We start from the raw sequence: 22,026 nt of genomic DNA, 5'->3' as shown, positions 1-22,026 counted from the left end.
GCGTAGGGTTGCTATTTGATGGCGACCGCTTCGGATTCGCCAGGTTGCCACCCGCCACCGAGCGCCTTGAAGGCGGCAACGGCTGCGCGTGCGGATTCCGTTTGCGCCTGCACCCGCTCATCGGAGGCGCGTAGCAGGTTGTCGTCGGCCTGCAGGACTTCGATGAGGCTGACGACGCCTTTTTGATAGGCTGCGAACGAGGCCGCTCGAGCGCGACCGAGCGAATCCACTCCCTGGGCGAGCACCGCGGCCTCTTGCTCGCGCTTCACGAGTGCCGAGAATGAGTTCTCGACGTCTTCGGTTGCATGAAGCGCGGCGAGCCGATACGCGGCCAGCATTTCCGCCTGCTGCCCCTTGGCCTGCTCGATCTGCGCATTGATGCGGCCGAAATCGAACAGACGCCAGCGCAGCCCCAGCACGCCAGCGGCCTGATTGGCGCCGGTACTGAACAGATTGCCGCTGGCCACCGAGGTGGCGCTGCCGAGCAGTCCACTGAGCGACACCTTGGGGTAATACTCTGCGATCGCTACGCCGATGCGCGCGTTCGATGCGGCGAGGCGACGCTCGGCCACGATCAGGTCGGGCCGGCGCCTGAGCAACTCTCCCGGCGATCCTGTGTCCGCGATCCGCGGGGCGACCGGGATGTCACCAGCTTCGACCAGTTCGGCTCGATGCGTGCCGGGCTGCGAACCCAGCATCACGTCCAGCGCGTTCATCGCCGCATCCAGACCCGCCTCGAGGACCGGGACGGATGCCTGAACCTGGGACAGCGCACCTTCGGCCTGGCTTACCTGAAGGTCGGCCGCCAATCCTTTGCCATACAGGAGGTTGATGGTCGAAAGCAGATCCTGCTGCGTCTGCACCTGCCGCCGGGCAACCTTCAGACGGGCCTGCAATCCACGAATCGTGATGTAAATATCGCCAGTCTGCGCCGCCACTGCCAGGCGCGTGGCCACCGCACCGGCTTCCGAAGCCTGGTATTCGGCAAGTGCCGCTTCCCGCCCGCGACGCAGGCCACCAAACACATCCAGTTCCCAGCTCGCGTTGAAATCAGCCTCGTACTCATTGCCGTAGCGATCGAAACCGGGCGTCGAATTCAGGACTCGCCCCAAGGGGGTCTCAACCGACTGGTAGACTCGCGCCGCCTGCCCGCTGACAGTGCCGGACGGCAGCAGCGCGGCATTCGCCGCGCCCAGTCCCGCGCGCGCCTGCGAGACGCGAGCGGCGGCCTGCGCGAGGTCCAGGTTCTGATCCAGTGCGAGCGTGACGAATCGTGTCAGTTGCGGATCATCGAAACCCGTCCACCACGTGACAAGGTCGGCACTGGCCGCCGCGTGCCGGTGATCCACCGCGGCCTGGCCCTGGAACCGCTCGGGCATGGCTACATTGGGCCGGACATAATCGGGGCCTACAGCGCAGCCAGCCGAGAGACTGGCGACAATAACCGCGGCAAGGATAGGTTTGGGTAGCATGAGCGTCTTCGCAAGATTCCAGTGGTGACTATAATACCAAATAGTCACTGGTTGTCCATTCCTGTATGCTATACCCATGAAAAAAGTCACCACTTCCTCCATCCCGGCGCGCGGCCCCGCTGACCACGAGGTACGGGATCAGATCGTCGTCGCCGCCACCGAGCACTTCAGCCGGTATGGCTACGAGAAAACGACGGTCTCAGACCTCGCCAAGGCGATCGGGTTTTCCAAGGCCTACATCTACAAGTTCTTCGAGTCCAAGCAGGCCATTGGCGAGATGATTTGCGCGAACTGCCTGCACGAGATCGAAACCGAGGTGAGGGCGGCCGTCGCACAGACCGATCTGCCACCGGAGAAGCTGCGGCGGATGTTCAACGTCTTCACGGAAGCGAGCCTCCGTCTGTTTTTCCAGGACCGCAAGCTCTACGAGATTGCCGCATCGGCGGCCACGGAGAACTGGCAGGCGGTGCTTGCGTATGAAGAGCGCGTCCAGAAGCTGCTTCGGGACGTCCTCCAGGAGGGCCGGCAAAGCGGGGAGTTCGAGCGCAAAACACCCCTCGATGAGACTGCGATGGCGATCTATCTGGTGATGCGCCCCTACCTGAACCCAATGCTCCTGCAGTACAGCTTCGATTACACCAAGGTCGCGCCTGCACAACTGTCCAGTCTCGTGCTTCGCAGTCTGTCGCCTTGATGGAAATTTCGATTGTGACTATTGACTAAGTTGGTCACTAGAACCATAATGAAAGCCCCGATCACTCCGTCAATGGGTCTTTCATGCTCCGGCGTCGCCTTGCTACCTCTGCAGTCGTCTGTGCACTGCCACTTGCGCTAGCCGCCTGCGGCGCAAAAGCGCCGTCCGATCCGCGCACCGAAGCGCCCCTGGTGCGCACCGCCATCGCGCAGGCGGCGATCCCCGCCTCCCGTTCGTTTACCGGAACCGTCGCCGCGCGCGTGCAGAGCGACCTGGGATTTCGCGTCTCCGGCAAGGTGCTCGAGCGGCTGGTGGATGCCGGGCAAACCGTCAAACGCGGCCAGCCGCTGATGCGCCTCGACCCCATCGATCTGAGGCTTGCCGCGCAGGCCCGGCAGGACGCGGTCACCGCCGCGCGAGCACGCGCGCAGCAGACCGCGCAGGATGAAGAGCGCTATCGCGACCTGCGCGGAACCGGCGCGATATCGGCATCGGCCTATGACCAGATCAAGGCGGCGGCCGATGCCGCCAAAGCGCAGCTCAGTGCGGCCGAGGCTGACGCCGACGTTGCGCGCAACGCGACGGGTTATGCCGAACTGTTGGCGGACGGCGATGGCGTCGTGATGGAAACGCTGGTCGAACCGGGCCAGGTCGTCAGCGCCGGACAGCCCGTGGTGCGCCTCGCCCACGCCGGGCGCCGCGAGGCTGTCATCCAGCTACCCGAAACCCTGCGCCCCGCCATCGGTTCGGTCGCCCAGGCCACGCTGTTCGGCAACGGCGGTGTTAGCGTGCCGGCGACGCTGCGCCAGCTTTCGGATACGGCGGATCCCCGTACCCGTACGTTCGAAGCGCGGTACGTGCTGCAGGGAGAGCTGGCCGACGCCCCACTGGGCGCCACGGTGACGGTCCAGATTCCGGACGCGCGTTCCGCGGTGCAAGGCGGTTTGCAGGTGCCGATCGGCGCGCTGTTTGACGCGGGCAAGGGACCGGGGGTGTGGGTCATCAAGGGCGAGCCGGCGAAGGTTGCCTGGCGGCCGGTTACCGTCGAACGTCTGGACGACGATAGTACTCGCGTCGCTGGTGAGATCAAGCAAGGCGACCGGATCGTCGCGCTCGGCGCGCAGTTGCTGCGCGAAGGCGAGCAGGTCCGGGTGACAAGTCAAGCCGTCGCCATGACGGCCGAGGGAGCCCGTCCGTGAGCGAAGGCCGTTTCAACCTGTCGGCGCTCGCCGTGCGCGAGCGCTCCATCACCCTGTTCCTGATCTGCCTGATCTCGCTGGCGGGGCTCGTTTCGTTCTTCAAGCTGGGCCGGGCGGAAGACCCCGCGTTCACGGTCAAGGTGATGACCATCATCACCGCCTGGCCGGGAGCCACGGCGCAGGAAATGCACGATCAGGTCGCCGAGAAGATCGAAAAGCGCATGCAGGAGCTGCGCTGGTACGACCGGACCGAGACCTACACACGGCCTGGGCTGGCCTTCACGACCTTGACCCTGCTCGACAGCACGCCGCCGTCGGAAGTGCAGGAGCAGTTCTACCAGGCCCGGAAAAAAATCAGCGACGAGGCAAATAACCTTCCGGCTGGCGTGATCGGGCCGATGGTCAACGACGAATACTCGGATGTCACGTTTGCCCTCTTCGCCCTGAAGGCGAAGGGTGAACCGCAGCGCCTGCTCGTTCGCGATGCGGAGACGCTGCGCCAGCGGTTGCTGCACGTGCCGGGCGTGAAGAAGGTCAACATCATCGGTGAGCAGGCGGAGCGGATCTATGTCGAGCTCTCACATGACCGGCTGGCAACGCTGGGCGTGAGCCCCCAGGACGTGTTCGCCGCGCTCAACGGTCAGAATGCCCTGACGCCGGCCGGCTCCGTGGAGACCAAAGGTCCGGAGCTGTTCATTCGCCTGGACGGTGCCTTTGACAACCTGCAGAAGATCCGCGACACGCCGGTCGTAGCGCAGGGCCGCACGCTGAAGCTGTCGGACATTGCCACCGTTACGCGTGGTTATGAAGATCCGGCGACCTTCATGATCCGCAACAACGGCGAACCGGCACTGCTGCTGGGCATCGTCATGCGCGACGGCTGGAACGGGCTCGACCTCGGCAAGGCGCTGGACAGCGAGGTCGGCGCAATCAACGCCGGGCTGCCGCTGGGCATGAGCCTCACCAAGGTCACCGATCAGGCCGTCAACATTCATTCGGCGGTCGACGAGTTCATGCTCAAGTTTTTCGTCGCGCTGCTGGTGGTCATGCTGGTGAGCTTCGTCAGCATGGGCTGGCGGGTGGGCCTCGTCGTTGCCGCGGCCGTACCGCTGACACTCGCGGTGGTGTTCGTCGTGATGGCCGCGACCGGCAAGAACTTTGACCGCATCACGCTCGGATCGCTGATCCTCGCGCTCGGCCTGCTCGTGGACGACGCGATCATCGCGATCGAAATGATGGTGGTAAAGATGGAGGAAGGCTACAGCCGCATCGCCGCCTCCGCCTATGCGTGGAGTCATACGGCCGCGCCGATGCTGGCGGGCACGCTGGTGACCGCCGTCGGCTTCATGCCCAATGGCTTCGCGCGCTCCACGGCCGGGGAATACACCAGCAACATGTTCTGGATCGTCGGCATCGCACTGATCGCATCGTGGGTCGTCGCCGTGGTCTTCACGCCCTACCTGGGTGTGAAGATGCTGCCCGACTTCAAAAAGGTCAAAGGCGGTCACGACGCGATCTACGACACGCCGCGCTACAACCGCTTCCGTCAGCTGCTCACGCGCGTCATCGCGCGCAAATGGCTGGTCGCCGGTTCGGTTGTGGGCCTCTTCGTGCTGGCCATCCTCGGCATGGGCGTGGTCAAAAAACAGTTCTTCCCGATCTCCGACCGTCCCGAAGTGCTGGTCGAGGTGCAGATGCCCTATGGCACGTCGATCTCGCAAACCAGCGCTACGACGACGAAGGTCGAAGCGTGGCTCGCGAAGCAGAAGGAAGCCAGGATCGTCACCGCGTACGTCGGGCAAGGCGCGCCACGCTTTTACCTGGCGATGGGGCCGGAACTGCCCGATCCGTCGTTTGCCAAGATCGTGGTGCGCACGGACAGCCAGGATGAGCGCGACGCATTGAAGCAGCGACTGCGTCAGGCCATCGCGGGCGGTCTCGCCCCCGAGGCGCGCGTGCGGGTTACGCAACTCGTATTCGGTCCATATTCGCCGTTCCCGGTCGCCTACCGTATCTCTGGCCCGGACCCGGACAAGCTACGCGGTATTGCGGGAGAAGTTGAGCAGGGGATGGAGGGCAGTCCGATGATGCGTACGGTCAACGCTGACTGGGGTACGCGCACGCCCACGCTGCACTTCACGTTGCAGCAGGATCGCTTGCAGGCGGTGGGGCTGACATCCAGCGCCGTGGCGCAACAACTGCAATTCCTGCTAACCGGCGTGGCTGTCACCGCCGTGCGTGAGGATATTCGAACCGTGCAGGTCATGGCGCGTTCGGCCGGCGATGTTCGTCTCGATCCGGCCCGGATCGGCGATTTCACGCTGGCTGGCGCGAACGGGCAACGCATTCCGCTGTCGCAGGTGGGCAAGGTCGACGTGCGCATGGAAGAACCGGTCATGCGCTGGCGGGACCGCGTGCCGACGATCACGGTACGGGGCGACATTGCCGACAACCTTCAGCCGCCGGACGTATCGACGGCGATCACGAAGCAGCTTCAGCCCATCATGGCCCGGCTGCCGACCGGCTACCGTATCGAAGAGGCGGGCTCCATCGAGGAATCGGCTAAAGCGACGAAAGCCATGTTGCCGCTCTTCCCGATCATGCTGGCGGTTACGCTCATCATCATCATCTTCCAGGTGCGCTCGATCTCCGCCATGGTGATGGTGTTCCTGACCAGCCCGCTGGGCTTGATCGGGGTGGTGCCGACGTTGATCCTGTTCAGGCAGCCGTTCGGCATCAATGCGCTGGTCGGTCTCATCGCGCTGTCGGGCATCCTGATGCGCAACACGCTGATCCTGATCGGACAGATCCACCAGAACGAGCAGGCGGGGCTGGATCCGTTCCATGCGGTCGTCGAAGCCACCGTGCAGCGTGCCAGGCCGGTGATCCTGACGGCCATGGCGGCGATCCTCGCTTTCATCCCGCTGACCCATTCGGTGTTCTGGGGAACCCTCGCGTACACGCTGATCGGCGGTACGTTCGCCGGGACGATTCTGACTCTGGTCTTCCTGCCGGCCATGTATTCGATCTGGTTCAGGATTCGACCCGGGAGTATTGCTGGCTCGCGCAAAGATCGGCATGAGAAGGTGCAGCCTTCCGGGCAAACGCTGCAGGACGCGCTCGACGCGGGCAGTTAAAAAAACACCATCAATTCACCTGAAGAGAGCTGTTCATGTCGAATTCCACCGTTGTCGTTGTTACCGGCGTGTCATCGGGTATCGGACGCGCCGCCGCCGAGAAGTTTGCCAGGCGGGGGTGCCGCGTATTTGGCACCGTGCGCAGCATCGCAAAAGCGGCGCCTATCCCGGGCGTCGAGCTTGTCGAGATGGATGTTTGCAACGATGCTTCGGTCCAGGCTGGAATCCAGTCCGTCATCGATCGCGCCAGGCGAATCGACGTGCTTGTCAACAATGCAGGAACGAGCATGATTGGCGCGGTCGAGGAAACGTCGACTGCCGAGGCCTCGTCTCTGTTCGATACCAATGTATTCAGCATTCTGCGCGCGACCCAGGCTGTACTCCCCCACATGCGGGCACAACGCGGTGGAAGGATCGTCAATGTCAGTTCGGTGCTCGGGTTTCTTCCGGCGCCCTACATGGGACTCTATTCGGCGTCCAAGCACGCTGTGGAAGGGCTGACCGAAACCCTGGATCATGAGGTGCGCCAGTTCGGCATACGCGCAACGCTGGTCGAACCGACTTTTACCAGGACCAATCTCGACATCAATGCGCCCCAGGCGGGTTCGAAAATCGCCGACTATGATCGCGAGCGTGCCCTTGCAACGAGCGCAGTCGTGAGCAGTGTCAAAGGTGCCCCCGAGCCCGAGGGCGTGGCAAACACTATTGTCGAAGCGGCGCTTGGCGCCTGGCGGATGCGTCGCACGCCTGCCGGACAGGCATCGTTGCTGAGCAAATTACGCCGCTTTATGCCCGCTGGTCCCGTCGATTCAAGCTTGAGGAAAACATTCGGACTTGGTTGAAGCGCTCGTCCACGCATCACATTGCGGCCAAGGTTCGACGAGCCCCTTTTTTCTGAAAAAGGCGCATCAGTTATCAGGACAATTTCATGACCTCCGCCACGACCATCGACTGGGCCGCTCAGCAGGAAGCTGCGCGGCGACCTTCGCTTGCAGGCGGTAGCAAGCCGGCACTCGCCTGTATGGAACAGCTCACCGGCACGAGCGGTTGCGCGAGTCTCTTGAACGCGACATCCGTCGCGGGTTAGTGCGACACAGCGGTCTCTCACCGTTACCAGAAACGGACATTCGAGTGGTGAGCGCCGCGGGCGTACGCAGCCTTAAGCGCCGCTTAGCCTGCGGTGAGGAATCGGTTTATCTCAGCAGCCAGTGCCCCCGGCTCTTCCAACATCATCATATGGCTGCTTTCACGTACAGACAGCGAAAACTGGCTGGAATACTGCAAAGCGTCAGTTTGGTGCTGAACTCCAAGGAAGTATGCTTTAAGCATTTCTTTATGCCACTCGGGGAGTTGTGCCGGCAGGCTGAGCCGATTTGCGCGAAGGATCAACGTTGGGACGTTTATCGAGCGGACCAGGTCGAAAAAGCTATCGTCATGGAGAAATGCTCCATACAAAGTGCGAATTCCCTGAATCGCCCGCATGTCCTTATGCAGCGAGTGACTTTGGTTGCCAAGTGGTTTCAGCGCTCGCCTAATAATCTTTGAACTATCGGCCGGCGAAAGGCCGTAGGCCTCGACTAAGTTTTCTTCGAGCTTAGCTACTGCCTTGTCAGTCAAGTTCGGCTGCGGCCGCACCCATTCAGCTCGCACTCTTTCTTGAGAGGCCGCCGCTTCTTCGGGAGAAAGGCCGACATACTCGTTGGCAAGTAGCGCAAACCCGTCCAAATCGATTAAGTGGCTAACACCGCCATACCTCGACGCGTAAAGGAATGCCAAGACTCCTCCGAGCGAATGGCCAGCGATCGAAATATTGGTGGTGGAATAGCTCTGAAGCACGGCCCTTATGTCTTTCAAGACAAGATCGACGCTCCAATCTCCCGACTCCGATAGTCCATGGCCGCGCAAGTCCAACGCGATGACGTGTCGAATTGATGTCAACAAATGCGCCATTGGAATCCAATCAGCGGCCGATCGCCCCGCTCCGTGTAGCAAAAGCATTACAGGCCCGATTCCGCCGTGATCCTGCACCGCGAGTCTTACAGGACCGGACTGAATAAACGCCTCAAGTTGTGATGTCATCGCTCATTGTTGATACGCAATGACCGATTGTCACAACATTAAACTGAATTGTCCATTGGCCGTTTGTGGCCGAATTTGGAGGCACGTCAAACAGCAACGGCGTCCGGCTGTGATCTTAGAAAGGGCGAAACAAATCGCCTTTCGGATACGGGAGTGCCAGTTCCGGCATCTCGTGCCTTCCGAAATATTGAGTTGACCGGGTTTCGGAATCGCTGGGTATCCCGGAGCCGCCAATGATTTTGCATTGGAACAGCGTCACTACGTATTCGACGTGGTCGCCGCTTGGATACGTGTATCGGAACGGCCGTCCGCCAAACACGCCGAGAATGCCGTGAATGCGGATTGCATATCCAGTTTCCTCCATTACCTCGCGGAAGATGGCCTCTTGTGGGCTTTCTCCCAGTTCAATTCCACCAGCGGGCAAACTCCACGCCTCTCCGGACGATTTCTCCTGAAGTAGCAGCTTGCCTTCATGATCGTGAATCACGGCTGCAACGGAGGGACTCAAAATCAAATCACTTCCAACCTTTTTCCTCAGCCGACTGATGTAGCTTTCGTTATCAACGTACAGCGACACCTTCACCCCCGATGAGTTTGTGCCTGCCCGATTGTCGGCGATCCAAACCACTCTGTCGAATGTCCCAAAATGGCCGAACTCGGCAGTACATGGTTAGGCGTCTGGACGCTCGAACTTCTGTCGCCGACTCCAGCGATGGGCCCCGCCCTATGAATACCAATACACCCTAGCTTTCTTCCTGTGTTTCGATTGGCTGACGCACATAGTAGATATCCCATTCTCCTTCGTCAGTCTGTACAAATCCGTACCGCTGGTAGAAGCGGTTTGAATCACTGCCGCGTAGAGCACCGAGGCGGATTGGCATGCGTTGCGCGTCGGCGTTCGCGAAGACGTCCCGCAAGACGGCTGCGCCGATTCCTTTCCCTTGGTGCGCCGGCAGAATGTAAAGGTGGTCCAGTAGCCAGTAGTCTACCTGTGGGCGTATGAGGATAAAGCCCGACCGAACGCCATCGACCTCTATGAATCGACACCGCGCAGGGTCGAATGACGCGAGGAAGCGCTCGCGGGCACGCTGCGGGTCGAAACGACCGATGCGCTCCAGACTCTCGCGCATCGCGGCGATACGAATGGCGACCAGTGTGTCGGCGTCGGACTCGGTTGTATCGGAAAAGGCGATGTTCATTGGGAACGGCTTCCGGTCAAAGGATTCGCGAGGCTTACTTCTTGTGCAAATACTATCGCGCCGAATCGATTGTCACCAATTTGCACTTTGGGGCCGAAGGTCCGCCACCCTGAGCGGTCGACTAAATTTCTACAAAGCGGTCACTCGATCGTGTCTCGGGTAAGTCCGATCCGCACATACACGTGGCGTTTCCCGAGACTTGCCGCGTTGCGATCTACGCAGTTTGCCTCGATGCGGGCACCGCAGATGCTTTGAATGCCTGGGGATATTCGTGACGAAACCAATCTTTCACCTGATCGTGGTTGAGCGCAAAGAATTCGCGCGATCGCGGTATCAGGACAAAACCAAAAGCGAGCAAACAAGTGCCAAAGCCGAAGCATGTATAGACCTCGCCCACCGCCCAATGCGTGAGCGCAGCGCCTGCGATCATTGGTCCAAGAATGCCCGCAATCTGCGTGGTCATCATGCTGGCAGCGAGAATGCGAACGCGGAAGTTCTGCGGGATAGCCAATGAACGGTGCGTCGCGCCGACGAGCCCCATCGATGCATTGGCGAAACCCACACATGTAAACGCCAGTATGAGAACGATGGGTGAGTGCGCCCAGCCCGAAGCAGCAAGCGCCAGCCCTTCGCACATGGCGGCCCCCACCCTGACATTGAATCGGCCGAAACGACCGACTAGCGCATCAGAACCACGAAAGCTGCCGAGAAGCAAACCTAAAGATAAGGCCGCTTCGCTAGCACCTAGCCAGAGACCCGATAGCCCAAGTGATTGAACTTTGAGCGGGATCAGCATGCCGACTGCAGGGCCCTGGAATATCCAAACGAAGAAATTGACAAGCGTCCAGCCGCGCTCCAACGGGACGATCCATTTAGCATGCAGGCCGGCGCGCAGGTCTTCCCACCAACGGGCTAAACCGCGATGGCGTTCGTTAGGCTGAGTATGCGATGGAAGCTGCCAGGCCACGTAGGCAGCGACGCCGAGCAAAATGCCGTTCATCCAAAATGTTGCGGCGATACCACCCAACGCCAGAGTCGCGCCAGCCAATGTGGGTCCTAAGGCACGGCCAGCCGCCTGCGTCGATTTACGAAGACGAAGCACTTTGGCCAAACGATCCGCCGGAACAAGTTCAGCCGAAATGATGGAGCTAGCTGGATCGATGAAAGCTTTCGCGATAACCGTCACCATGCCTATGCAGACGATCAGCATAAGCCGGTAGTCAAACAGGGACGCGAGCGTAGCGAGGGTAAAGGCGACGACCATCAGGGCGCACAGACCCCATACAATCTGTGGCCTCTTTGCGTAGCGGTCCCCAAGAGGCGAAAGTAGTGGCATTGCAAAAATCGTGGTGACGGCAATGCTTACGCTGTAGATCGCCAAGTCGTGTGCGCCGCCCAGATGAACGATCCACCAAGGGAGCGTGATGTAGCCAACCATTTCTGCCAGGATCCTCAGCAGATCGCTGAGAAGCAGACGGGCAAGAGGGACGCCAATTGCGTTTATGTGAGACTTGATTCCCCGAAACACCGTCTTCCCCCGTTGAGTCCGATGATGCTACCTCAACATTTTTTGCCGAAATTTAGATGCACGCCTCCAGACGCTGGCGTTTCGCTAATTGACGACATACATGTCCGATTCGCTACTGGCGATGCTTAAGATAGCGAGTGTCAGCAGTTCACGGAGGTAAGCCGCTTAGCCGTATATGGCCGGAGTTCGCCTCTCACGCGACCGTGCGACTTGCTGCAAAGCGATCGGGCCGGCATCCAAATGCATTACGCAAGCATCATGAGGGCCACGCCGAGTTTTGCAAAACGATTCGGTAGCCGTCGTGATCCTCAAATGTTTTGCCTGACACGTCCCAATAAGGATTGAGCGACGCCACGCAAACAAATCCGCTCTCGGCGAGACGATCGCAAGTCGACTGCCACTCAACTCGATCCGGGGCGTAAAACACCAGCAAATCCTCACGCGTTGGTGTTGGCGCTACCGGATGTTCACGGCACTGTGTGAACTCGAAGTGATAGTCCATGCCGGAACGTCCGAGTATCAACCCGTCGAACCCCTGATGGTCTTGAAATTTCGCCAGCACAACGAGGCTGAGCGCTGCGCAATACATGCTTTCTGCCCGCGAAAGGTCGCTGACAGGTCTGGCTATTCTGAGATGTGCTTGCATCGGGTTTTGTTATCGGGATCGTTGGCCAAGAGTGTCGGAACATCGATCCTCAAGGATACGTCAAACGAAAATTGTCGCCGCCTTTCCGCCTGACCGATTGGGGCCGAAGCGAGTTCCTGCGCTGAGCTCAGTCAGAGACAGCAAACACCGTTTGCAGGTCGCGCTTCATATAGCGAACCCACCCGATTCTTCCCTCGTCCCGGGTTCCCAGATCCACCCAGCCGGCTTTTGCATACGAACGGCGCCCGGTCTCATTCTCTTCGTCGACGGAAAGCATAATGGACTTGGTGTCGGCCCAGTGGGTCAAAAGCCATTCCGGCACACGCTGGAGCGCAGCCGTTCCGATTCCTAGACCTTGGAAGCGTAAGTCGATACGTAGGGCCGAAATGACGGCGGCTCCAGTTGAAGCCCAACTGGGGGCGGCGTTTCGCCTCTTCAGAACGAGAAAACCTACAATTACTTCCGTGTGGAAGATAGCCGCCCCTTGGATTTCGCCAGTCAGATCGGACATGCAAGCCTCGACTGCGCGGTGAGTTGGCCCAGCATACTCAATCTGTTGATCGGAAATCTTCAAATTCTCAACGTCGATTTTCTGGGCCGGGCTTAATGCCTCCCATCGGACGATGCGGATCACATGAGTCATTGCTTTTTCCAACCAGGCGAACGCGGGAAAGGGTATCTGGGTAATCGGCCACATTCTACTGGCTGTTCACCGCGTCAAAATTGTCGACGATTCAGTATTCGCCGACGACCGTCCGTTCATGGCCGACGAAGGTCGGTTTGAAGGCGGAACCGCCTATGCCTCTTTCGTGAGTGGCTGGCGAGGAATTCGGTAGACGACGGACTTGTACTTTGGTGTCACGCGGCTTTCCACAATGACGCCGCCCAACGACTCGGCGATGCGTCGGCTGGGGTGGTTCTCTTCGGCAGCCGGATAGGTAAAGCTTTCAGAGCCAATGGTTCGCGTTGCCCAGTGTGCAACTAGAGTTACAGCTTCACGACCAAAGCCATTTCGATGACAATCTTCACGAATCCAGATGCCGAGTTCCGGGCTCTCGGTGTGTACGCGGTGAAGTCCGGCCAACCCAAGGAAACTCCCGTCAGCGCACTGACGTATCGCGAATACATAGTCTGACCCGTCGGCTATCGACGGTATCCAGGACCGCCAAACACCGTCAAAGTCATGCCGGGATGCCGGTGGCTCCCACGCCATGTGACGGGTGAGCGAAGGGGTGATGCATGAAAACGTGGCATCCGCGTCGCTGGCCGAGAACGGTTTCATCAAGAGCCGGGTTGATTCAATCTGGATTTCGGTCGGCCGCAGCAGCATCTCAAGTATTCCGTCGAGGTTTGTTTATATTCACCAATTGTCGACGAATCAGAAACGTGTGTCGAACGTCTCTTCATGGTCGAGGCCGTGTGAAAACGGAAAAGTACTCGGTTTTCGGGTGTCGCTTTACCCTTGGCGGTTTCAAGAGTGAAGCGCAACAGCGGGTTTAATGTTTAGAGCCTTGAGGTTGACTTGCTGAGGCAAGGGTCGCGGCGAAGACCTCGAATGGCGAATGGAAGGCATGAGTCGCGCGAGGTCGGCTGTTCAGACTGTCGGCGATAGCGTCAAGTTCGTCCTGACTGTAGACCGAAAGATCTGTGCTTTTGGGCAGATACTGGCGCAGTAGCCCGTTGGTGTTTTCGCAAGTGCCGCGTTGCCAGGGACTGTGGGGGTCGCAGAAGTACACCTTCACGCCGGTTGCGGCGGTGAGCTCTTTATGGCGCGACATTTCTTTGCCCTGGTCGTAGGTGAAGCTCTGCCGTAATGGCGCGACAATCGAATTGAGTTTGGCGGAGAAGCCCGCCAGCGCTGAAGCGGCGGTGGCGTCTTCCATCTTGGCAAGCAGCACCAGCCGGCTGGTCCGTTCGACCAGCACGCCTACCGAGGACTGGTTGCCGGCACCCTTGATGAAGTCGCCTTCCCAGTGCCCAGGCAGCAGTCGGTCTTCGATTTCGGGCGGCCGCACATGAATACTGACCATGTCAGGAATCTGTCCGCGCCGGTCTGTGCCCCGTGTACGCGGCATGCGCGTGCTGTGGCCATGGCGCAAGCACGCAATGAGCTGGCGGCGCAGTTCGCCGCGCGGCTGGGCATAGATGGCCGTGTAGATGGTTTCGTGCGAAACCTGCTGGGTCGGGTCGGTCGGATACATACGCTTGAGTGTGCCCGATATCTGCTGGGGTGACCATTTCCACTCGAGCAGGGTGAGAACGATACGCCAGCAGACGCTTTGCAGGCAAAGCTTTGTGGGATGGCGACCCGCGCTGCGGCGTGCGGCACTGAGTGCTTCAGCCGGCACGGACGCGTAGCCAGCGGGAGAGCTGTTTCGCGTCAGTTCCCGGCTAACGGTGGCCGGCGAGCGCCCGAGTATCCGGGCCATGGCCCGGATACTCGAACCCTGCAGATGCAGGCTTGCAATGGTCAGACGCTCTTCAGGTTGAAGTTGCTGGTACTGAGTTCTTTCGTGCATCGCAACACCTTATACGAGATAGGTGTTGCACTTCAGATTTGAGGCCGCTCTTCCCGAGTCGCCACCGGGCTGATACGCGGCGATCTGAAGGGTCGACTTTTGAGAAGGCTTCGTGCGGAGCGCGTTTTCACACGGCCTCGGTCGGCCACAACCCTATGCGATTTGCATGCCTCGACCGTAGCGGACAAATGGGTACCGACAAAGCGCTCTCTCGGTTCAACAATTAGGTCGCCCACTTTGCTAAAGCAGATTTTTCGACCAATATCGCGAATCGCGATCTTCCTCACCTCGTTCAGCGACGACACAAAAGAGAACCCGCATGAACTCGCAAATATGTGCAGTGCTCGTGTATGTGCCAGACGTGCCGGCCGCATTGGACTGGTACCAGTCAGCTTTTCGAGGCGCTGAGAGGCGCTTTCTTGACGAGTTCAATCTGACATACCTCAAATTCAATGGCATCAGACTCGAAATTGTTCCCGCCCATGCAAAATTATCGGCGGGATCGGCGGGCACAGTCGTCTACTGGACCGTCGATGACTTCGATGAATCGCTAAAGCATTTTCTGAACATAGGTGCCACGCTTTATCGTGGGCCAGGCCAAGTGGAAGATGGAAAGCGGATGTGCATGCTGCGCGACCCTTGGGAAAATTGCGTTGGGCTCTACGGCTAACCCGAATATTGTCGACGATCTGCGTGGCCATTTCGACAGGCTGCTTGTGGCCGACTACTGCCTGTCGGCAAGTGGTCTCCCGCAAATCCGCGAAGAACGATCTTTGTGGCCCGACGAGGCGAGAACTGCAAGGGACGGAGTCGGCCCTGCCAGCTTAGATAAGGGACGGTTGATCGCCCTCTTCGGGAGCGAGCGGGGTCCGTACGCGCGGCGGGAACGGGTATGGCTCCGCCTGCAAGGCGTCGGCTGGCAGCAGTCGTAGAAAAGATCTGGCTTCGTCCGTGCTCTTGCACGATAGCCAGTCGACGTGTTCGGATTGCGGAAGCACGACGACGCCGCGCTTGTGGAACCGCTTCATCAACGGATGCTCGGCGGCGTTGAGAGTAAGCATGGTCATGGAAGCGGTCTGCGAGCCGTCCGCGTTGTCCCAGACCCGCCATAAGCCAGCTTTGGCGCATGCGTTCCGGTCCGCAAGTCCAATCCGCCAGCGCAGTTTCTTTCGTCTCTGAACGATGATGCGCCTGCGCGCGCAAAGTTCATCCCAACCGCCCGCATTAATGCAATTCTGCCAGGCAAATATGCGCGGGTAAACCTGCCGTACCGATGCTACTATGCCCAGCGTAGCGTCATTCGGGAAAATAAAATGATTTACTGTGTGCAGTTCGAAGACAATGAGGCGATTGCCTCTGCTCGTGCGGAAAATATGAAACCGCATCTGGCGTTTCTGCAAAAAAACAAGGCGGCGTTTCTGCAGGCCGGACCGCTGATCGACACGGCTGACGGCACGGGTGCAGGCGGCCTGTGGGTGGTCGAGGCGGAAACGCCGGAGCAGGTCCTCGGTTTAATCAAGGAAGATCCATTCTGGCCGACCGGTTTGAGAAAGTCGTTTCGCATTTTTGAATGGCCCCAGGTGTTTTCGACGGTTAAGCGGAATGTATAGCTTCGCTGGTTGAGTGCTTACTTTAGATAAGAAATTGAATTTTAAGCATCACCGCTTATATTCAGCGTGCTCGGCTTTATCAAGTTCATCTCGATCATTTAACTAGCCGAAAAGGCAGAGGATTCCGTGAATCAACGGTCACTCAACCTGCCGGAAACCTGGGTCGTGCGCGACGCGACGTTCGTGCGAATCTGGGCGGCGATATTCGCGTCAACGGTCGCAACCTTCCTGCTGCTGATGACACTGTCAGCCGCCGTGTTCACACAAACCCACTCCCCGGTCTTTTCAAACGGCATCGTCCTGACACAGTGGGTGCCGGCAGTGCTGGCGTTGCCGCTGATTAGGTCGCTCGCTTCGCGTTACGACGGGCGCTCGCTTCTGATCGCGGCGGAAGTGGGCTCGGCGCTTTCCTTGCTGGTCGCGATGCGGCTGGTGAACGATCTCTATCCGTTGCTCGGGATTCTCGTTGTCAAGGGCACGTTCGACAACCTGTCGAAGGTCGCGCGCCCCGTCGCGGTCAAGCGGCTTTTTACGGGCGCCACGCTGGATCGCGCCGCGTCGTACTACAACACAGCGATGCTGTTCGGCGGCGGTGTGGGTGCGCTGGCCGGCGCGCTGTTCCTGCCGCGTCTGAGTTCGCAGCAGGTCATCGCACTTTCGATCGCGCTTCACCTGATTTCGGCCTGCAGCTATGCGACGGTCGCCAAAGCACGGCAGCCCGCCGATCAGTCCGGCAAATCGCGCGCGGTGAACGAGCGCGCCGATCCGGATGCGCAATCGGCGCTCGTCTATTTCATTGCCGCGGTGGCGCTCTTTCAGGGGTATCACAACGTCGCCCGTTCGGTCTTCGCGGTCGATCAGCTCGGCATGCCGGCATCGGGTATCGCGCTGCTGCAGGCCGTTACTAATATCGCGTATGTGGTCGGCGCGCTCGCGGCGGCGCGCATCGGTGTTGCGGGCGGCCGCTATCGCACGATCGGGCCACTGTCGCACTGCATCGAGCTCGCCACGCTGATTCCGCTGATCTTCATCACGCGCCCTGCGTTCGGCGTGCCGATGTACGCGGTGTTCGCGTTCGGCTTCGAGGCCGCGTACTGCGTGCACATGCGCTTCGTGCTCACCTCCGTGCCGTCGGCAAGCATGCCCAGAATCATGGCCAACGCGAATGCGTGGGCGCTCGGCCTGATGCTGGCCGTCTCGCTGGGCGGCAGCTATCTGGTGAGCGAAATCGGCTTCGCGCCGGTCACGCTCATCGTGATAGTCATCGCCGCGCTGGTGCCGCTGTTCGCCCGGTTTCGCCGGGCGGCGTTCGGAAACCAAGCCGGCTTCCTTGGAAAAGAAGTGGGGTAATCATGCATATCGCGTTTGTCGACAGTAATCCGGTCGGATTGAATGCGCTGCTTGCCGCGAAGCGCCGCGGACACGAAGTCACGTTCGTTTCGTCGAAGCAGTTTGTCGAATTTCTCGGCGATCTGTCGGCGATCGAAGCACGCGGTCTGGCCGACCGGATCGTCCGCATCGATGCGTCGAGAGACGAGGACGAACTGTTTGCCGCGCTGTCCGAGCTGAACCGTAAACATCCGCTCGACGCGGTGGTGACGGTGCTTGAGTACTGCGCGAGTTCGGTGGCGCGTTGCGCGCAGCGATTGGGCCTCGCGGGCACCGAACCGGCCGCGTTGTCGCTGGCGCAGAACAAGGCCGCTTGCCGCGACCGGATCAGCGCGAGCGGCCTGAGGTCTGTCGGCCATTTCGTCGTCGACACCCTTGAGCTGGCACTCGTGCGCGCGGCGCACATCGGCTATCCGGTCATCGCGAAACCGTCGAGCGGCGGCAGTATCCTGGCCGAGAAGATCGACGACGAAGACCGGCTGCGCGCGTACTTCGCCTCGCTGGGCAAGCAGCTTGCGTTGCCTGCCGGTTTGCTGGACGCGATTTCACCGCAAACGCTGCTCGAGGATTACATCGACGGGCCGCTGTTATCTGTCGAGGTCGCGGCGGCCGCCGGCGAAGTGGTGCCGCTGATCGTCTCCGCCAGAAAGCGCTGCATTGACGAACCCGCGATCGAACTGGGCACGACGATGCCGGCTCCCGTGTCGTCGGAAGTGGCGGATGCATTGCGCGCTTACGCAGTCGAGGTCGTGCGCAGCGTGGGGCTGGACTTCGGCATCTTCCACATTGAGATCATTCTGAGCGAACACGGGCCGGTGCTGGTGGAGGCGAATCCGCGCATCATGGGCGGCAACATGCCGACGGTTTTCAAGCTCGCGACCGGCATCGACGCGTACGATCTGCTCGTCGACATGTACCTGACGCGCGCGATGCCGGTCGCGTGCCGCGACATCGTGCCGATCCGGGCGGCGACCACCAGAATGATCGGCGCGGCGGAATCGACGCAGGTGGAAAAAGCGATCGCGCCGCACTGGAACGCGCCGTTCAAGGAACGTTTGGCCGGCTGGCGCTTCGACGTCAGCCGCGGCACGCGGGTGGCGAAAATGGACAGCAGTACGTGCCCGTTTCACTTTCAGGTGGTCGGCGCATCGGCGCACGAAAGCAGCCTGCTGGCCGAGTGGATCATCGGTCAAACGGCTCGGGCGACCGGCATCAAACTGCGCAGTTCGAGCGAAGACTATCTGTTCCGCTAAGCGCTCGCCTTAACACCCGGCGGCGTGGCGCGACGCGAGCGCGTTCACCGTCGCCGCGGCCCAGTCGATAACCGTGCGCACCCGGTTCAGCTTGCGCAGGTCGGGATGCACGAGTAGCCAGATTTCGCGTGTCAGGTCGCAAGGAAATTGCGTCGCACGGACAAGGCCGCCGATGCTCTCGCCGACGGCGACCGGCAGCAGCGTTTTGCCCAGACCTTCCTGTACACAGGCGAGCAGCGCCTCGGCATCGTTGACCATCACCTGGCCCGCCGACCCTTGTCCAAGTCCGATGGTTTTCGCCATCCATTCCGCTTGCGGCAGATCGTTCATCCGATCATCGTAGGTGAGCCATCGCAGCGCGTCTTCTGCCGCGCCCTCGCGCAGATAGACACCATACGGCAAATCGCCCAGTTTTCTCGCGACCACGCTGACTTCGCCGCGCGGCCGCGCGAGGCGAATCGCGATATCCGCTTCACGCTTGGTCAAACTCAGCGAACGCGCTTCAGCGACCAGTTCGACGTTGAGGTCTGGATGCTGGCCCAGCAGATTCGGCAACGCCGGAATGAGAATACGGTTGGTAAGGATCGGTACCGACGTGACGCGTACGGTGCCGGCGACGCGAACATCGGCGCCGGAAATCGTCCGGGTGGAGCTTTGCACTTCGATCTCGATGCGCTCGGCGAGGCCGGCGATTTCGAGGCCCGCATCCGTCAGCGTCAGTTTGCCTTTGACGCGATCGAACAGGCGCGCGGCCAACCGCTCTTCGACCTGAGCAATCCGCCTGACCACCGTGCTTTCGTTAACTGACAGCAGACGCGCCGCCTCGCCGAAATTGCCGGTCCGCGAAGCGGCCAGCACGACCCGCAGGTCGTCCCAGTTTTCTTTTGACATGCACCGTATTTCCTTACGCGATCTATCGTCTGGATCGGATCATAACTGCATCACCGGTATGCGCCAATAGTCAAACAATGTGAAATCACCAGTCGCGCGCCGCTGTTTTAAATCAATATGGATAATCAAGTGCGGGCAAGTCTGTATAAATTGTTATGCACTGCAATTTTGCAGTTCAAGACTGCAAATCTGCGGATGCATCGAGGCCATTTGCAGATATATGATAATCAAAATCAATTTCGTGATAGCGCACATCGTTCTTCCGAAGGAATTAATTTTTAAACTGAAGTATGGGGGAGGTGAGTGGTGTTGTTTATGGTATTGATCAGTTATTTTTTTCTGGTTGCCTGTTGTCCGTTCTTTTTGTGGCGATCATTTCTTGTCGTCGCGAGGGAGGTTATTCGAAGCCGCGAGGTGACGCTGAATCAGAAGCGCAGCATGGCATGGCATCTTTGCAAGGAATTGATTTATGCACCGTTTTTCACGGTGCTCTGGTATCTTGACGAGATTCTGTTTTCACGGTTTACGCAGCAGGAGTTGGCCAGGCCGGTTTTCATCATGAGCCAGCCGCGCAGCGGAACAACGTTCCTGCTGCGGCCGCTGTCGCTCGACGCGAATACCTTCTTTTCCCTGACACATCTGGAATGGCGCTTTCCGTTCATCACGCTGTGGAAAATCCTCGATATATTGGGTTTGCGAAAATGCGTCGAGGGAATCAGCTATTGGCCGAATACCGAATTAGGCCGGCTTGCCGCGAAGATTCACGAACACCAGTTGGGCAGTGTCGAGGAGCACGGAATATTTTTTGAAGAACGCATGTATCACCATTATTTCACGTCTACATTTTTCATGACTCGTCCGCATGTGTCGTTGCCGATGGCGAACTGCTGGTCGCCGTGGAAGGCGAGCGCCTGACGGGCGAAAAACATTCCCAGAAGTTTCCGGAGCGCGCGATCGAAAGCTGTCTCGCGCGCAGCGGGTTGAAAGCATCGGACATCGACCACATCGCGATCTCGTTCAATCCGAAAAAGCCGAGTTTGTCGAAGTGTTTGTGGAGACACCGATTGCGGAGTGCGTCCGCCGCGATCCAAAGGGCCTGTATGCGCGCGCGCTGCGCGGCGAGATCAAGAACTTCACGGGGCTCGATTCTCCGTACGAGGTGCCCGAGTCACCGGAGATCCGGCTCGATACCGTCGGGCACTCGGTGGAGAAAACGGTCGAGCGAGTGGAGGTATGGTTGAAGGAGCGGGGGTATTTGAATGATTGAACAGGAAGACGCATTGTCGGTGGATGCCAGCACGCTGGACCGTTTCGAGCAGATCGCCATCGTGGCGGGCGAAAAGATTCTCGAGTATTTTGACAACCGGTGCCCGGTATGGGCCAAAGCGGACCGGTCGCCGGTAACCGAAGCCGATCACGCCGCCGAGGCGGTCATCGTGGACGGATTGCGCGCGGTGTATCGCGGCGTGCCGTGCGTGGCCGAACAGGCGGTATCGGCGGGCGTGGTGCCGAACGTGCTGGGGCGAGCTTTTTTTCTAATCGATCCGCTCGACGGCACCAAGGAGTTCATCGCGGGCCGCAACGATTTCACGGTGAACATCGCGTTGATACGGGACGGTGCGCCACTGATCGGCGTGGTGCTTGCACCGGCGACGCGCGTGCTGTACTCGGGCCGCCCCGGTTACGCGTGCATGTCGGAGGTCGGTGCTGATCGCGGAATACGCAACCGGCGGCGAATCGCGGTGCGCGCCCGTTGCGAGCCGCCGACCATCGTCGCAAGCAGATCGCACGCGTCGGCCGATACCGACGGATTTATCCAGCGCTACCCCGACGCAAAATGTGTGTCGGTCGGCTCGTCGCTGAAATTTCGCGCCATCGCGAGCGGCGCGGCGGATATCTACCCGCGGCTCGGCCGGACAATGGAGTGGGACACCGCCGCGGGGCATGCGGTGCTGTCGGCCGCGGGCGGTCGCGTCATGTCGATGGACGGCACGGTGTTGACTTACGGCAAGCGCGGGCAGAGCAGCGACGTAGATTTCGCGAATCCGTGGTTTGTGGCAGAGGGTGGCCCGAGCGGTTCTATCTAGCGCCGTCGGCGCACCCAGGATCGGTGGTTCTTCGAGCTATGCGTCCATCAGATCATGCGCGAACTCAATTCTGGCGACCTGTATGTGGAAGGCAACGATCGCTTCGACGATCTCCGCATGTACAAGTATCAGTTGAAGAGTTCCAGCGGGAGCTACCCCGCTATAGCGAGATTCTTTTCGGGTCGTCGATGGCGCGGCGCCGTGGATTGCCGACGATTTGGCTATATGCGTCGACGGTCCCTTCATGGCCGAGCGCAGCCGTTCACCAACCGCGCAACAACCCCCCGATACTTCGGCATCCATTTAGTGAGATCGCGCCCGCC

The 22,026-nt window shown here is 59.9% G+C and carries 23 protein-coding genes and 1 pseudogene; 13 read left to right on the top strand and 11 right to left on the bottom strand.

Annotated features, from left to right (window positions below; translation table 11 throughout):
• Nucleotides 1-11 precede the first annotated feature (11 nt).
• Entirely contained in the window at nt 12-1,472 is a 1,461-nt protein-coding gene (locus tag OKW45_RS12340; protein ID WP_429468419.1) for an efflux transporter outer membrane subunit, read from the bottom strand.
• A 76-nt stretch (nt 1,473-1,548) separates the two neighbouring features.
• Here OKW45_RS12340 and OKW45_RS12335 point away from each other — a divergent pair, with 76 nt between their 5' ends.
• The 5 genes from OKW45_RS12335 (at nt 1,549) to OKW45_RS12315 (ending at nt 7,589) form a co-directional block, all read left to right on the top strand.
• Entirely contained in the window at nt 1,549-2,166 is a 618-nt protein-coding gene (locus OKW45_RS12335; protein ID WP_429468416.1) for a TetR/AcrR family transcriptional regulator, read from the top strand.
• A gap of 83 nt (nt 2,167-2,249) precedes the next feature.
• Nucleotides 2,250-3,365 carry an efflux RND transporter periplasmic adaptor subunit gene (locus tag OKW45_RS12330; RefSeq protein WP_429468414.1) on the top strand — a complete coding sequence of 372 codons (1,116 nt, stop codon included), beginning with the start codon at nt 2,250-2,252 and terminating at the stop codon, nt 3,363-3,365.
• Nucleotides 3,362-6,502 carry an efflux RND transporter permease subunit gene (locus tag OKW45_RS12325; RefSeq protein WP_429468411.1) on the top strand — a complete coding sequence of 1,047 codons (3,141 nt, stop codon included), beginning with the start codon at nt 3,362-3,364 and terminating at the stop codon, nt 6,500-6,502. The genes OKW45_RS12330 and OKW45_RS12325 overlap by 4 nt, the downstream gene beginning before the upstream one ends.
• A gap of 35 nt (nt 6,503-6,537) precedes the next feature.
• Nucleotides 6,538-7,344, top strand: coding sequence for an oxidoreductase (locus tag OKW45_RS12320; protein WP_429468409.1), 807 nt, complete (start codon nt 6,538-6,540; stop codon nt 7,342-7,344).
• A gap of 86 nt (nt 7,345-7,430) precedes the next feature.
• Nucleotides 7,431-7,589 (top strand): hypothetical protein, encoded by a 159-nt coding sequence (locus tag OKW45_RS12315; protein WP_429468406.1) that lies wholly within the window; start codon nt 7,431-7,433, stop codon nt 7,587-7,589.
• Between the two features lie 83 nt (nt 7,590-7,672).
• On the opposite strand, the gene OKW45_RS12310 is transcribed toward OKW45_RS12315, so the two are convergent.
• The 8 genes from OKW45_RS12310 to OKW45_RS12275 all read right to left on the bottom strand — a co-directional run bounded on the left by OKW45_RS12310 (nt 7,673) and on the right by OKW45_RS12275 (nt 14,473).
• Nucleotides 7,673-8,581 (bottom strand): alpha/beta fold hydrolase, encoded by a 909-nt coding sequence (locus OKW45_RS12310; RefSeq protein ID WP_429468404.1) that lies wholly within the window; start codon nt 8,579-8,581, stop codon nt 7,673-7,675.
• Nucleotides 8,582-8,696: 115 nt separating this feature from the next.
• On the bottom strand, nt 8,697-9,209 hold the full coding sequence (locus OKW45_RS12305; protein ID WP_429468403.1) for an NUDIX domain-containing protein: 513 nt from the start codon (nt 9,207-9,209) through the stop codon (nt 8,697-8,699).
• A gap of 115 nt (nt 9,210-9,324) precedes the next feature.
• Nucleotides 9,325-9,780, bottom strand: coding sequence for a GNAT family N-acetyltransferase (locus OKW45_RS12300; protein ID WP_429468400.1), 456 nt, complete (start codon nt 9,778-9,780; stop codon nt 9,325-9,327).
• Nucleotides 9,781-9,994: 214 nt separating this feature from the next.
• The gene (locus tag OKW45_RS12295; RefSeq protein ID WP_429469365.1) at nt 9,995-11,230 is read right to left on the bottom strand and encodes an MFS transporter; all 1,236 of its coding nucleotides are present in this window, start codon (nt 11,228-11,230) and stop codon (nt 9,995-9,997) included.
• A 334-nt stretch (nt 11,231-11,564) separates the two neighbouring features.
• Nucleotides 11,565-11,954, bottom strand: a complete 390-nt coding sequence (locus OKW45_RS12290; RefSeq protein ID WP_084754367.1) for a VOC family protein — start codon at nt 11,952-11,954, stop codon at nt 11,565-11,567.
• 127 nt (nt 11,955-12,081) lie between these two features.
• Nucleotides 12,082-12,651: a GNAT family N-acetyltransferase gene (locus OKW45_RS12285; protein ID WP_429468398.1), complete on the bottom strand. Its 570-nt coding sequence runs from the start codon at nt 12,649-12,651 to the stop codon at nt 12,082-12,084.
• 99 nt (nt 12,652-12,750) lie between these two features.
• On the bottom strand, nt 12,751-13,284 hold the full coding sequence (locus OKW45_RS12280) for a GNAT family N-acetyltransferase (protein WP_429468396.1): 534 nt from the start codon (nt 13,282-13,284) through the stop codon (nt 12,751-12,753).
• Nucleotides 13,285-13,450: 166 nt separating this feature from the next.
• On the bottom strand, nt 13,451-14,473 hold the full coding sequence (locus OKW45_RS12275) for an IS30 family transposase (protein WP_026226609.1): 1,023 nt from the start codon (nt 14,471-14,473) through the stop codon (nt 13,451-13,453).
• A 319-nt stretch (nt 14,474-14,792) separates the two neighbouring features.
• Between OKW45_RS12275 and OKW45_RS12270 the strand changes: the two genes are divergently transcribed.
• A complete protein-coding gene (locus OKW45_RS12270) occupies nt 14,793-15,143 on the top strand; it encodes a VOC family protein (RefSeq protein WP_429468393.1) in 351 nt (116 codons plus the stop codon).
• A gap of 154 nt (nt 15,144-15,297) precedes the next feature.
• Here OKW45_RS12270 and OKW45_RS12265 read toward each other — a convergent pair whose 3' ends face one another.
• Nucleotides 15,298-15,858, bottom strand: a complete 561-nt coding sequence (locus OKW45_RS12265) for an SOS response-associated peptidase family protein (protein WP_429468391.1) — start codon at nt 15,856-15,858, stop codon at nt 15,298-15,300.
• Here OKW45_RS12265 and OKW45_RS12260 point away from each other — a divergent pair.
• From OKW45_RS12260 to OKW45_RS12250, 3 genes are all read left to right on the top strand, one after another.
• Nucleotides 15,799-16,083, top strand: a complete 285-nt coding sequence (locus OKW45_RS12260; protein ID WP_204357174.1) for a YciI family protein — start codon at nt 15,799-15,801, stop codon at nt 16,081-16,083. The genes OKW45_RS12265 and OKW45_RS12260 overlap by 60 nt on opposite strands.
• Nucleotides 16,084-16,209: 126 nt before the next feature.
• Nucleotides 16,210-17,433 (top strand): MFS transporter, encoded by a 1,224-nt coding sequence (locus tag OKW45_RS12255; RefSeq protein WP_429468389.1) that lies wholly within the window; start codon nt 16,210-16,212, stop codon nt 17,431-17,433.
• Nucleotides 17,434-17,435: 2 nt separating this feature from the next.
• The gene (locus OKW45_RS12250) at nt 17,436-18,725 is read left to right on the top strand and encodes an ATP-grasp domain-containing protein (protein WP_429468387.1); all 1,290 of its coding nucleotides are present in this window, start codon (nt 17,436-17,438) and stop codon (nt 18,723-18,725) included.
• Nucleotides 18,726-18,734: 9 nt separating this feature from the next.
• Here the strand turns inward: OKW45_RS12250 and OKW45_RS12245 are convergent, their stop codons facing one another.
• Complete coding sequence (locus OKW45_RS12245; RefSeq protein WP_429468385.1) at nt 18,735-19,616, bottom strand: LysR family transcriptional regulator; 882 nt, start codon at nt 19,614-19,616, stop codon at nt 18,735-18,737.
• Nucleotides 19,617-19,931: 315 nt separating this feature from the next.
• Between OKW45_RS12245 and OKW45_RS12240 the strand changes: the two genes are divergently transcribed.
• The 4 genes and pseudogenes from OKW45_RS12240 (at nt 19,932) to cysQ (ending at nt 21,703) form a co-directional block, all read left to right on the top strand.
• Nucleotides 19,932-20,531 (top strand): hypothetical protein, encoded by a 600-nt coding sequence (locus OKW45_RS12240; protein ID WP_429468383.1) that lies wholly within the window; start codon nt 19,932-19,934, stop codon nt 20,529-20,531.
• Nucleotides 20,513-20,572, top strand: a pseudogene (locus OKW45_RS12235) (hypothetical protein); the annotation flags it as partial. The gene OKW45_RS12240 and the pseudogene OKW45_RS12235, both read left to right, overlap by 19 nt.
• A 5-nt stretch (nt 20,573-20,577) precedes the next feature.
• A complete protein-coding gene (locus OKW45_RS12230; protein WP_429469362.1) occupies nt 20,578-20,883 on the top strand; it encodes an adenylyl-sulfate kinase in 306 nt (101 codons plus the stop codon).
• Entirely contained in the window at nt 20,876-21,703 is an 828-nt protein-coding gene (cysQ, locus tag OKW45_RS12225; RefSeq protein ID WP_429468381.1) for a 3'(2'),5'-bisphosphate nucleotidase CysQ, read from the top strand. The genes OKW45_RS12230 and cysQ overlap by 8 nt, the downstream gene beginning before the upstream one ends.
• The last annotated feature ends 323 nt before the right edge of the window (nt 21,704-22,026 follow it).

Source organism: Paraburkholderia lebeckiae (genome assembly GCF_050436225.1).
Classification (GTDB): domain Bacteria; phylum Pseudomonadota; class Gammaproteobacteria; order Burkholderiales; family Burkholderiaceae; genus Paraburkholderia; species Paraburkholderia tuberum.
Note: the sequence above shows the minus strand (reverse complement) of the source record. Positions and strands in the feature narration are given on the sequence as shown.

Excerpts from the sequence above, each read along its gene's own strand:
- OKW45_RS12340 (WP_429468419.1), bottom strand. The coding sequence starts at position 1,472 with ATGCTACCCAAACCTATCCTTGCCGCGGTTATTGTCGCCAGTCTCTCG.
- OKW45_RS12335 (WP_429468416.1), top strand. The coding sequence starts at position 1,549 with ATGAAAAAAGTCACCACTTCCTCCATCCCGGCGCGCGGCCCCGCTGAC.
- OKW45_RS12330 (WP_429468414.1), top strand. The coding sequence starts at position 2,250 with ATGCTCCGGCGTCGCCTTGCTACCTCTGCAGTCGTCTGTGCACTGCCA.
- OKW45_RS12320 (WP_429468409.1), top strand. The coding sequence starts at position 6,538 with ATGTCGAATTCCACCGTTGTCGTTGTTACCGGCGTGTCATCGGGTATC.
- OKW45_RS12315 (WP_429468406.1), top strand. The coding sequence starts at position 7,431 with ATGACCTCCGCCACGACCATCGACTGGGCCGCTCAGCAGGAAGCTGCG.
- OKW45_RS12310 (WP_429468404.1), bottom strand. The coding sequence starts at position 8,581 with ATGACATCACAACTTGAGGCGTTTATTCAGTCCGGTCCTGTAAGACTC.
- OKW45_RS12300 (WP_429468400.1), bottom strand. The coding sequence starts at position 9,780 with ATGAACATCGCCTTTTCCGATACAACCGAGTCCGACGCCGACACACTG.
- OKW45_RS12290 (WP_084754367.1), bottom strand. The coding sequence starts at position 11,954 with ATGCAAGCACATCTCAGAATAGCCAGACCTGTCAGCGACCTTTCGCGG.
- OKW45_RS12285 (WP_429468398.1), bottom strand. The coding sequence starts at position 12,651 with ATGTGGCCGATTACCCAGATACCCTTTCCCGCGTTCGCCTGGTTGGAA.
- OKW45_RS12280 (WP_429468396.1), bottom strand. The coding sequence starts at position 13,284 with ATGCTGCTGCGGCCGACCGAAATCCAGATTGAATCAACCCGGCTCTTG.
- OKW45_RS12275 (WP_026226609.1), bottom strand. The coding sequence starts at position 14,473 with ATGCACGAAAGAACTCAGTACCAGCAACTTCAACCTGAAGAGCGTCTG.
- OKW45_RS12270 (WP_429468393.1), top strand. The coding sequence starts at position 14,793 with ATGAACTCGCAAATATGTGCAGTGCTCGTGTATGTGCCAGACGTGCCG.
- OKW45_RS12265 (WP_429468391.1), bottom strand. The coding sequence starts at position 15,858 with ATGCGGTTTCATATTTTCCGCACGAGCAGAGGCAATCGCCTCATTGTC.
- OKW45_RS12250 (WP_429468387.1), top strand. The coding sequence starts at position 17,436 with ATGCATATCGCGTTTGTCGACAGTAATCCGGTCGGATTGAATGCGCTG.
- OKW45_RS12245 (WP_429468385.1), bottom strand. The coding sequence starts at position 19,616 with ATGTCAAAAGAAAACTGGGACGACCTGCGGGTCGTGCTGGCCGCTTCG.
- OKW45_RS12240 (WP_429468383.1), top strand. The coding sequence starts at position 19,932 with ATGGTATTGATCAGTTATTTTTTTCTGGTTGCCTGTTGTCCGTTCTTT.
- cysQ (WP_429468381.1), top strand. The coding sequence starts at position 20,876 with ATGATTGAACAGGAAGACGCATTGTCGGTGGATGCCAGCACGCTGGAC.